11 protein-coding genes and 1 tRNA gene are annotated in these 10870 nt (G+C 51.0%); 7 read left to right on the top strand and 5 right to left on the bottom strand.

What is annotated here, in order from left to right; genetic code table 11:
* On the bottom strand, positions 1 to 552 hold a 552-nt coding region (locus H6F80_RS19905; protein ID WP_190793263.1), incomplete at its 3' end, for a response regulator transcription factor.
* 313 nt (positions 553 to 865) lie between these two features.
* Between H6F80_RS19905 and H6F80_RS19900 the strand changes: the two genes are divergently transcribed.
* Entirely contained in the window at positions 866 to 1645 is a 780-nt protein-coding gene (locus H6F80_RS19900) for an ABC transporter permease (protein ID WP_190793262.1), read from the top strand.
* 17 nt (positions 1646 to 1662) lie between these two features.
* Here the strand turns inward: H6F80_RS19900 and gatC are convergent, their stop codons facing one another.
* On the bottom strand, positions 1663 to 1971 hold the full coding sequence (gene gatC, locus H6F80_RS19895; RefSeq protein ID WP_277879229.1) for an Asp-tRNA(Asn)/Glu-tRNA(Gln) amidotransferase subunit GatC: 309 nt from the start codon (positions 1969 to 1971) through the stop codon (positions 1663 to 1665).
* A gap of 43 nt (positions 1972 to 2014) precedes the next feature.
* On the bottom strand, positions 2015 to 2536 hold the full coding sequence (locus H6F80_RS19890; RefSeq protein WP_190793261.1) for a photosystem I assembly protein Ycf3: 522 nt from the start codon (positions 2534 to 2536) through the stop codon (positions 2015 to 2017).
* 211 nt (positions 2537 to 2747) lie between these two features.
* Between H6F80_RS19890 and H6F80_RS19885 the strand changes: the two genes are divergently transcribed.
* Entirely contained in the window at positions 2748 to 3305 is a 558-nt protein-coding gene (locus H6F80_RS19885; RefSeq protein WP_190793260.1) for an SseB family protein, read from the top strand.
* Positions 3306 to 3432: 127 nt separating this feature from the next.
* Here H6F80_RS19885 and H6F80_RS19880 read toward each other — a convergent pair.
* Positions 3433 to 3506: transfer RNA gene (locus tag H6F80_RS19880), tRNA-Pro, on the bottom strand.
* A gap of 311 nt (positions 3507 to 3817) precedes the next feature.
* On the opposite strand from H6F80_RS19880, the gene H6F80_RS19875 reads away from it, so the two are divergent.
* From H6F80_RS19875 to metH, 5 genes are all read left to right on the top strand, one after another.
* Positions 3818 to 4243, top strand: coding sequence for an HHL1-like protein (locus H6F80_RS19875; protein ID WP_190793259.1), 426 nt, complete (start codon positions 3818 to 3820; stop codon positions 4241 to 4243).
* Between the two features lie 137 nt (positions 4244 to 4380).
* The gene (locus H6F80_RS19870; protein WP_190793258.1) at positions 4381 to 5163 is read left to right on the top strand and encodes a TspO-related membrane protein; all 783 of its coding nucleotides are present in this window, start codon (positions 4381 to 4383) and stop codon (positions 5161 to 5163) included.
* Positions 5164 to 5414: 251 nt separating this feature from the next.
* Positions 5415 to 5672, top strand: coding sequence for a peptidoglycan-binding domain-containing protein (locus H6F80_RS19865; protein WP_190793257.1), 258 nt, complete (start codon positions 5415 to 5417; stop codon positions 5670 to 5672).
* 366 nt (positions 5673 to 6038) lie between these two features.
* Positions 6039 to 6296, top strand: a complete 258-nt coding sequence (locus H6F80_RS19860) for a peptidoglycan-binding domain-containing protein (protein WP_190793256.1) — start codon at positions 6039 to 6041, stop codon at positions 6294 to 6296.
* A 252-nt stretch (positions 6297 to 6548) separates the two neighbouring features.
* Entirely contained in the window at positions 6549 to 10181 is a 3633-nt protein-coding gene (gene metH / locus H6F80_RS19855) for a methionine synthase (RefSeq protein ID WP_190793255.1), read from the top strand.
* A gap of 147 nt (positions 10182 to 10328) precedes the next feature.
* Here metH and H6F80_RS19850 read toward each other — a convergent pair whose 3' ends face one another.
* Positions 10329 to 10697, bottom strand: a complete 369-nt coding sequence (locus tag H6F80_RS19850; RefSeq protein WP_190793254.1) for a hypothetical protein — start codon at positions 10695 to 10697, stop codon at positions 10329 to 10331.
* Positions 10698 to 10870 lie beyond the last annotated feature (173 nt).

Raw genomic sequence — 10870 nt, 5'->3', positions numbered from 1 at the left:
CTGTTTTAGTTGTCGCTGAGTTGCGGCCAGAGACTTAATTCGCTCATAGCTCATGAATCGCGACTGAGTCCAAATCTGCTGCATTGCCATTTGAAGCGGAGCAGGAGCCGAACTGGGAGGAACGGTCGGGTAATACGAAGCCGAACCTTCCGCCAAGGGCACAGTTGCTGAGGAAGCGGCTAACGTCAGGCGGGAACTTTCAACGCAATCCAGCAACTCTTGTGGGTTCGCAAACTGTCGGCGTTCTGGCTCGCTCCACTTGCCATTGGCTGGGTTTGCCGGTTGAATCAGTTTCACTGTAGGAGATGGGGACGGCAACAGCAGCAAGACGATCGCAGGATCGGCAGACCGATGCACCTGTTCCACTAGTTCTAATCCTGCGGGGCAGAGTCGCTCTCCACACAGCACAACCAGATCAAAATGGGTCTGGTGCAGTCTTTCTTTCGCCGTTTCCGGATCGATCGCCACACTCAGATCAAAGTTTTGTTGAGTCAGAATGTGGACAAATTCTTGATTAAGCTTTGTATCCGTTTCGACCAGCAGAATCTTCATGACAAGGACGAACACCCACGTATCAGTCTAGTTAAACTTTGTCTTGTTCAGGGGCTAATCGAAGCGGCTCATACCATCCGCGCAATTTGGGCTTGCAAGAAATCCGGGCTTTCAGAAGCAGCAGCTTTGAAGGTTCATCCCCTTAGAAAGCCCACCGTAGCCCAGCAAACCATCATGTCCCTGTAAGAAGGTTTGTACATAGCCGTACTCAATCCGTCCTAATTTAGGGAATAATCGCAGAGGAAACAGGTTTACCGACCTGCTCTCATCCTCAACTCTGTCTTCTGAGTCTGCTTTTTCCAGCGAGATTTTTATGAACCCCAGCCGCACTCTGGTGATTGCCGCCAATGTCTTTCGAGAAGTAATTCGCGATCGGGTGCTTTACCTGATTGCCTTTTTTGCGGTAGCGATGGCTGCTGTAACGCTGTTGGTTCCTGCGGTGGCTGCTAGCACGGAAAATAAAATCATTCCCGATATTGGGCTAGCGGCGATCGGTCTGCTGGGATTGCTGATTGCCATCTTTGTCGGTACTGGATTGGTCAACAAAGAAATCGAAAAGCGCACCGTTTTTGTAATGGTTGCTAAGCCAATTAGTCGCGCCGAATTTATCGTCGGTAAGCACTGGGGAATTTCGGCGGTGCTGGCAGTTCTAGTAATCGCAATGATGGCGATCTATCTGGTGACGCTGATGCTTTTGCGAATTTCGGTTCCGATCGAGAGTTTGCTGCTGTCTGGGCTGTTTCAGTTTCTAGAGCTATCGCTAATTGCCGCCGCCGCCATTCTCTTCGGAGTCTTCACCAGTTCGCTGCTGGCAACGCTGCTGACGATCGCCGTTTACCTGATGGGTCACTTTAGTCGCGATCTCGTGACGCTGGGCACAATTTCCACCGACCCAAATCTGCGCCGCATCATTAATGGGCTATATCTCGCCCTGCCAGATCTGTCGCGGCTCAATCTAAAAAATGACGCAGTTTATGGCATCGCTGCTCTGCCGCCTGCAAACGAATTAGCAGCCCACCTTGCCTATGGACTGCTCTACACAATTGTTTTATTAACGATCGCCACTTTCATCTTCTCGCGACGAGAATTTTAAGCGATCGATTTCGCGGACTACTCGCCGCCGCCCATAATTTGCGGCACTTTGAAGAATTCCCCCTGCATCGAGTCTTCTCGCTCCGGCGCGTTCTCCATAATCAACTCGCGCTCAGGATAAGGCTGAAGCTGATCGATGCGTGTCACATTGCTGACATCGATCGCCCGGGTGGTTGGCTCGACGGTATCCGTATCCAGCTCGCTCAACTGCTGGAAATATTCCAGAATGCTGCTGAGCTGCGTTGTGAACTGTTCCTCTTCGGCTTCCGTAAGTTCCAAACGGGCAAGATGGGCAACTTTACGAACCTGGTCGCGATCGATCAGCATAGGTCACTCTTTGAACGTGATTCGGGAAACAGAAAGGTCAGACCTAAAAGAATACATCGATTTTGGAACGTCCAGTGGTTTTTAGCCAGTTCTGCGCTTCGATGTAGTTGTTGGGCGCAACGCGAATTGCCCGCTGCCAGTATTCGGCTGCCTGGTCGAAGTATTTGTCGGCTTCGTCCGCTTGTCCTGCTTCCTGCGCCTGTTCGCCCAGATAGTGATAAATCACCGCAACGTTGTTTAACGCCTGGGGCATTTTGGGGGTGAGTTCGAGAGCTTCTTCGTAAAGTTCCAGGGCACGCTGATGATCACCGTTGCTGGCGTAGATCAAGCCCATGTTGTAAAGAACAAAGCTGCGATCGTAGGGGTCTTCTTCGAGTCTGAGTGCCTCTTCGTAGTTGGATAACGCTTCCGCATACTCACCATCTGCCTGGGCAGACATTCCATCCCGGTAATAAACAAATGCTTCTTTTGCCTTCTGGTTTGCTGGCAGCATTTTGAGGATCATGTCTGCCATGACGGTAAAGGTTTTATCAATAAAGTTATCGTTGCGTTGAGATCTGGGCATAGCTGTAGAGCGTTCGATCAACGATTAATAGGGCAATTGGAGCAGGGATCTGAATCGAAACCTGAAGTTGCGTCAACCCAGCAAACTCCTTCCTTAGAATAGCCCGTCGATCGCTTAAACGGGATTGACAAGTGAGGAATTTTTACCAACCTGCTTCTCGCTCGATAGGCTATAGAAGAACGAAAAGAATTAACGTTCACAGGGCGGCAAATTGGCAAACTTTGATGCACTGGCGCGGCAGGCGCGATCAACTCAGGTTGAGGCAGCAGTCAACGAGCTTTTTTTCGAGCTGTTCGCGCTAGAAACCTGGTGCTTTCTGCACGATCCTGAGACTGTCGAGCAGCCTTTAATTCTGGAACTGAGTGACGGCACTTCCCTTCTGCCAGCCTTTACCGATGCAGAGCGGGCGCAGCGATGGGCAGAACAAAGCGATTTCTATACGCCTGGTTTCGAGAGTCCGGTGATGATTATTTCTGTGACCTACTGCCTGATGTGGATCTGGGGTGGCGGACTGGCAGAAGCCGATCGCGTTTCGAGTCTCTGCTTCAATCTGGATGCTGAAAACTTTCTGCTGCCGCTCGAGGCAATTCAGCAAATGACGATCGAACTCCTGCCCGATCGCCGCGCCGAGGAAACAGCTTCGCATCATCCTGATGGAGAAACGGCTTCACATCGTTTGTGGCGGTGCAAAGGCGGCATTACGCCTACTTTCTTGGGATCACCCAAAAGCCTGGCTGAACTGGATTCTGCTAAAGCGACGGGGATTTAGGGGGCAATGCAGCACCTCAAATCCTACCCAACCACCTTTCCAGAAAGCGAATCAAGAAATCAGCATACAAAAACTCGGTTGACAGCTCATCCTTTACAGAATCAAGCTGCGCAACCGATTTGAGTAATCGGGATGATAGGATTTGAACCTACGACCCCTTCGTCCCGAACGAAGTGCGCTACCAAGCTGCGCTACATCCCGTAGTCATACTTTTTCTATCCTATGGCAAAACGGAGTTCACTGCAACGAAGCGATCGAAAAATCTCTAAAGCACAGGCGGCTCACCGTTTTAGAACCCTGAGTGCCGGGGGATTTAGAGTTGACTGTTCTGGAATCACCGGAGAAGGAAGTAATCTGCATCAGGTTGAGATAACTCGACCAAGGATCCTGAGAAAAGCTGTAAACTTTTATTAATCTCCGATCGGTTTTACTCGGATCGCTTTCTGTTTTTCTTTCACGGTTCGTTTTTCATAGTTCTTCTTTTACTGATTAAGCGTTGCAATCAAAACTCTATGGCTAGCAATCTCGGATTTGGAACTCCTAAACCCCAGCCCAAAGTCTCAAAGCGATCGGCTCAACGCACCGCAGCCGCGCAGCAATACGACAAAATGAAGGAGGACGGACTGCCAGAGTATGAGATTTACATTCGGATTGAGGGCAAGAAAAACTGGTATCCGGTGGGAGTCATTTCGGTAAAGCGTTCCAGCCAGATCGACCAGGCAGTGTTTGCTAACCAGGAAGAGCTAGTTCAGGGAGCTTTTCGGCTGTATCCGGTGCTGAAGAAAAATCGGGATCAGCTTGAGTATGGCTATCGGCTGAAGGCGTTTAAGGATGAGCCGATTCAGGTCGCTCAGAAGTCTCAGTCGAGCGTTGCTGGGGGAATTCAGTCTGCTCTGGCTCAAGTGACGAATCGAATTACAGGCCTATTCAAGCGGTAGGATCTGCCTCTTCTCAGAATCCGCTTGATGAAGTACAGCAAGTCCGAGGAATGTCTGAATGCTGATAGAGCCGTCCTTCCTGAAAGAACTCCTACGATAAGACGTATTACGGTTCTTGCGGGAAGGTCTGCCGTTCTATGAATTCCTCTACTTCTCACTCGTCCTCCGATCGCCTGCGCCAAATTCTGACCGTTGCAGCGATTTTTGGCTCGATCGGGGTCAATGCGCTTTCAAATATCATTCCGCCTGCCGGACAAACGATTGGTGAGGTCGCGAATACTCAGTTCGCCGATCTGCGAATTTTGCCTGCCAACTATGCCTTTGCCATCTGGGGTTTGATTTACCTGGGGCTAATTGCCTTTGGCTTTTATCAGCTTCGGTCAGATCAGCGGCAAAATCCGGTGTTGCGGCGTGTAGACTATGCGCTGATTGTGGCTTGTGTGGCACAGGCAATCTGGGTTTACCTGTTTTTGGGGGGGCAGTTCTGGCTGTCGGTGATAGCGATGCTGGCGATTCTGATTCCCCTGATTGCAAGCTATCGCTGGCTAGGGGTGGGACTGCGTCCCGTATCACGACAGGAGAAATGGTCGGCTCACCTGCCCTTTGGAATTTACCTGGGCTGGATTAGTGTGGCGACGATCGTGAATGTCGCTTCCGCGCTTGATGCTTCGGGCTGGAACGGGGGCGGCGTTGCATCGGAGGTGTGGGCGATCGGGCTGGCGATCGTGGCGGCAGGGCTGGCAGGCTGGGTTTTACTGACGCGCCGAGATTTCTCCTTTCCGGGGGTGATTGTGTGGGCACTGGTGGCAGTGGCAGTTCGGCAGGCAGCGTTTGCTTCGGTTTCAGTGACGGCGATCGTTCTGGCGATCGGGCTGTTGGTACTAATGGGTGTTCGGTGGTCGCATCGGGCTTCTCAGTAAAGATTTATTGTTTGAGCCATGAGTTAGCCTCCTTCTCAGCGATTTGACTATTGATTTCCCTCTTAAGATTTCCCTCCTGCTTTCCCTATTAAGAATAGAAAGTAGGAAGAAGATGAATTAAATCGAATCAATTAATCAGTAGAATTCGGGAAAGGATAGATTTGAGTTTGTATCCCTCTTCAGATTGGTAAAAAAGCCTCTACAAACTAGGGTCATTCCAATCAATCAATATCTTCACGAAGGAAATTCTCATGGTTCAGAGTGCTTCATCACAGCTTCCTACCCTGAAAAACGGCTCTTCTGGTCCCGTCGTTGCCTTGCTTCAGCGTCTTCTCGTTCTGTATGGATATACTTCGCTCGTCGGCAAAGTAGACGGACAATTTGGAGCCAAAGTTCAGGCGGCAGTTGTGCAATTTCAGAAGGATCAGAACGTAGCCGTTAAAGACGGAATCGTTGGACCAGCAACGTGGGACAAGTTGACCTACCCCGCAGGCACTCAGCGTCCATAGGTAAATAAATTTAGATAGATTCAGACCAATAGGGTTGTTCCCTGATCACTCATTTCATTAGCGAATCAAGAGGGAGAGTATCTGGTTTTTATGCCGATATTCTCTCTTTTTGTTTGTTGTTTTTTTGATGAATATTTCTGTTACTAAGAAGTAGCCTATAGCGCGATCGATCGCAAAAACTTCTTCTTAAAAAGCGAATTCATTCTAATGAAATGTAAAGAAAATAGAAAATCAAAAAATGCATCAGTGAAATTCCGGGAAGAGCGAGTTTGAGTTTGTATCTATCTTCAGGTTGATGCATCAAACCGATACAAAACAGACTCATTTCGACTACTGAATTACCACTTTTGTGAAAGGAGACTTCTCATGGTTCAAAGCGTAACGGCACAACTTCCCACGCTACAAAACGGCTCGCGCGGTCCCGCCGTTGCTCTACTTCAGCGTCTTCTCGTTCTGTATGGATATCCCTCGATCGTCGGCGCAGTCGATGGACAATTTGGAGCTAAAACTCAGGCGGCTGTTGTGCAATTTCAGAAGGATCAGAACGTAGCTGTTAAAGACGGAATTGTTGGATCTGCAACGTGGGATAAGCTGACCTATCCGGCAGGCACCCAGCGTCCCTAAGCACGAATTCGCTCTCTAATTACTCATCTCATCACACATCAACAGGGAGGATATCTGGTTTAATGCCAGCGTCCTCTCTTTTTCGTTGGCTACGTCTAGCTTGCCAGGAAACTTGGCTTGGGTGGGTTGAATCCCCGCCCAGCACAGCATAGAGCAGAAAGAAATTGCTCGATACGCTCCCCCAGCCTGCAGGTCAAATTTGCAGAACGGGAAGAGATTGATAATCTAGTAGATACCGTACTCCTGCTAGACATGGTTACAATCTCTGCTCAGTCTACCTCTGCTCAGTCTACGATCCATCCCTTCCTTGCACGGCTCCACAGTCCCGATCGCCCGATTATCGTGTTTGATGGCGCGATGGGAACCAATCTTCAGGTGCAAAACCTGACCGCAGAGGACTTCGGCGGGGCTGCTTACGAAGGATGCAACGAGTATCTGATTCTGACCAAACCAGAAGCGGTGGCAAAGGTGCATCGCGATTTTCTGGCAGCCGGGGCAGACGTGATCGAAACCGATACCTTTGGTGCAACCTCGATCGTCCTGGCAGAGTACGATTTGGCAGACCGGGCGCATGAGATGAATCTGAAAGCGGCTCAGCTTGCCAAACAGTGTGCAGCAGAATTTTCGACTCCCGAAAAGCCGCGATTTGTGGCGGGATCGATCGGACCCACAACCAAACTGCCGACGCTGGGACACATCGACTACGACACGATGAAGGCTTCTTTTGCAGAGCAGGCAGAGGGGCTATATGACGGTGGAGTCGATTTGTTTATTGTGGAAACTTGTCAGGATGTGCTGCAGATCAAAGCTGCACTGAATGGCATCGAGGAAATTTTTGCGAAAAAGGGCAGTCGTCGTCCGCTGATGGTGTCGGTGACAGTGGAAACCACAGGCACAATGCTGGTCGGGTCGGATGTGGCGGCGATGCTGTCGATTCTGGAGCCTTACCCGATCGATATTCTGGGGCTGAACTGCGCGACTGGACCGGATCGCATGGCAGAGCATATCAAGTATTTGTCGCAGCATTCGCCGTTTGTGATTTCCTGTATTCCCAACGCAGGCATTCCCGAAAACGTCGGTGGACACGCCCACTACAAGCTAACCCCAATGGAACTGCGGCTGGCTCTGACTCGCTTTGTCGAAGATCTGGGCGTGCAGGTGATTGGCGGCTGCTGCGGCACAAAACCTGAACACATCCAGCAGCTCGCTGAAATTGCGGCGACCCTGAAGCCCAAAGCGCGATCGGTTCGAGGACTCGTGCAAACCGCAGAAACCGATCCGCGTCCCGCGTTGGACTATATTCCGGCAGCGGCTTCGATTTATTCCACCCAGCCTTATGACCAGGACAATTCGTTTCTCATTATCGGCGAACGGCTCAACGCCAGCGGCTCGAAGAAATGCCGAGATCTGCTCAACGCGGAAGACTGGGATGGATTGGTTTCACTCGCACGATCGCAGGTGAAAGAAGGAGCGCACGTCCTGGATGTGAACGTGGACTATGTGGGACGCGACGGGGTGCACGATATGCGGGAAGTTGTTTCCCGGTTGGTGACGAATGTGAATCTGCCCCTGATGCTAGACTCGACCGAGTGGCAAAAAATGGAGGCAGGCTTAAAAGTGGCGGGCGGCAAATGTCTGCTTAACTCCACGAACTACGAGGACGGCGACGAGCGATTTTTTAAGGTGCTGGAGCTTGCCAAGGAATACGGGGCAGGCGTGGTCGTAGGGATGATCGACGAAGACGGCATGGCGCGATCGGCTGAGAAGAAATTTGCGATCGCTCAACGGGCGTACCGGGACGCGTTGGAGTATGGCATTCCTGCCCACGAAATTTTCTATGATCCGCTGGCGTTGCCGATCTCAACTGGTATTGAGGAAGACCGGGCAAACGGCAAAGCGACGATCGAAGCGATTCAGATGATTCGGCAAAACCTGCCGGGCGTACATATCTTACTGGGCGTGTCGAATATCTCGTTTGGCTTGAGTCCCGCAGCGCGAATTGTGCTGAACTCGATGTTTTTGCATGAGGCGGTTGCGGCCGGCATGGATGGGGCAATTATTAGCGCGGCGAAAATTTTGCCCGTTGCCAAGATTGACGATCGCTATCAGCAAGTCTGCCGTCATTTGATCTATGACGAGCGGCAGTTTGAAGGGGATGTCTGCATTTACGATCCGCTTACGGAACTGACGACGCTATTTGAAGGGGTTTCTACCAAAGAGACTCGATCGCGCAGTGATGTGGCAAATCTGCCAATCGAAGAACGCCTGAAGCAGCACATTATCGACGGCGAACGTATCGGCTTAGAAACAGCTCTGGCGGAGGCAATGCAGAAATACCCGCCGTTGGAAATTATCAACACCTTTTTGCTGGATGGTATGAAGGTGGTGGGTGATTTATTTGGCTCTGGTCAAATGCAGTTGCCTTTTGTGCTGCAATCGGCGGAAACCATGAAATCAGCGGTCGCCTTCCTGGAACCCCACATGGAAAAGCAGGAATCGGGCAATAGCCACAAAGGGGTTTTCCTGATCGCTACGGTGAAGGGCGACGTGCATGATATCGGCAAAAACCTGGTTGATATTATTCTCACTAACAACGGCTATAAGGTAATCAACCTGGGCATTAAGCAGCCTGTCGAGAACATCATCGAAGCCTATCAGCAACACGGTGCGGACTGCATTGCGATGAGCGGTCTGCTGGTGAAATCCACTGCCTTTATGAAAGAGAATCTGGAGGTGTTTAACGATCGCGGGATCACGGTTCCGGTCATTCTTGGCGGTGCAGCACTCACGCCTAAGTTTGTTCACGAAGATTGCCAGAACGTTTATCGCGGTCGGGTGATTTATGGCAAAGACGCCTTTGCTGATTTGCACTTTATGGATAAGCTCATGCCTGCAAAAGCGGCGAGCGAGTGGGATGACCTCAAAGGATTCTTGAACGAAGAAAGCGTCACTGAAACGAACGGACATCGGCCGATCGCAGAAACCTCCAGCGAGGTAGTCCAGACCGAAGCCGCAGCGGTTGATACTCGCCGATCGGATGCGGTGGAAGTCGCGATCGATCGCCCCACGCCGCCTTTCTGGGGCACAAAGATTTTTCAGCCCCAAGATTTGCCATTAGAAGAAGTGTTTGCCTATCTGGACTTGCAGGCCCTGATCGCCGGACAGTGGCAGTTCCGCAAGCCCAAGGAGCAGACCCGCGAGGAGTATGATGCATTCCTGGCAGCAAAGGTCTATCCGATTTTGGAGCAGTGGAAGCAGCGAATTCAGGACGAGAACCTGCTCCAGCCCCAAGTGGTTTACGGCTATTTTCCTTGCTTAGCGGAAGGTAACTCGCTGCATTTGTACGATCCAACGATCGGTACTACGAGTCCAGATCAGCAAGAACCGCTTGCAACCTTTCACTTTCCGCGTCAACGATCGCTGCGACGACTCTGCATTGCCGATTTCTTCTTGCCTCAGGAAGGGGCAACGCGATATGACGTTTTCCCGATGCAGGCTGTGACTGTAGGCGAAGTAGCGACCGAATTTGCCAAAATGCTGTTTGAGGCGAATCAGTACACCGACTACCTTTACTTCCACGGGTTGGCGGTGCAGGTGGCAGAAGCTCTGGCAGAGTGGACTCACGCCCGCATTCGTCGTGAACTGGGCTTGGGTGCAGAAGAACCTAGCAGCATTCGAGACATTCTGGCACAGCGATATCGCGGCTCCCGCTACAGCTTTGGCTACCCGGCTTGTCCTAATATTCAGGATCAGCACATGCTGCTGGAGCTGCTGGACGCAAAGCAAATTGGTCTACACATGGACGAGAGCGAACAGCTTTACCCAGAGCAGTCTACGACAGCGATCGTCGCTTACCACGCGGCTGCAAAATATTTCAGCGCGTAGTGTTCGTCCGCTGTTTTAGTTCACCGTCTCGGCTTACTGTTTCAGCTCACCGTTTCAGTTCATCCTTGCAGCCCATAGCCTTAACGCGGGTTTCAGCCGATGGTTTAGATGAGCAATTTTAAGGGAGCAGTCCCCGCCCGATCGCCGCTAGCGGATGGTTTGGGTGGTGCTGCTCTGCGGGGTATGGATTTCCCATTGGGGCGAAAACACTGCCAGCATTGTGGCGATAGATCCAACGGTGAGGGTCATCAAAATGCCTGTTAGCAGACCGCCTACCATGCCTTGATGAGCATACAAATGCTGCATTCTCCGCTGACTGTGCTGCTGAATGCGTCGTTCCTGTTCGCGTCCCTGCACAAAGCCATCCCGAAAAGCGATTTCGTCTGCCGTTGCTCGTCGCGTGGTGATCGTGTCGCCAATCGCAGTTTCGGTCGTGGAATGCGATCGACGGGCTGTTACTCCAGCTTCGGAGTAATTGCGCTGTGAGTGAGAAGAAATCGGATTAGAACCTGCCATAAGGAAACTCCTGCGATTAGCTTGTAAGGGTCAAAAAATGGAAATAAGCCGCTCTTAAATCAGTGCTGTTTAGCGACTTGAAATAGCTGCTGCTTCTTTTCTAAAACGATCGGTTAAGGAATTACGCTTCCCGAATGACACTCAGTCAACTAATTAAATAAAACTAATATTAA

This window comes from Leptolyngbya sp. FACHB-711 (assembly GCF_014695615.1).
Taxonomy (GTDB): domain Bacteria; phylum Cyanobacteriota; class Cyanobacteriia; order Elainellales; family Elainellaceae; genus Leptolyngbya_A.
The sequence above is the reverse complement of the archived record's forward strand: the minus strand, read 5'-3'. Positions and strand labels throughout refer to the sequence as shown.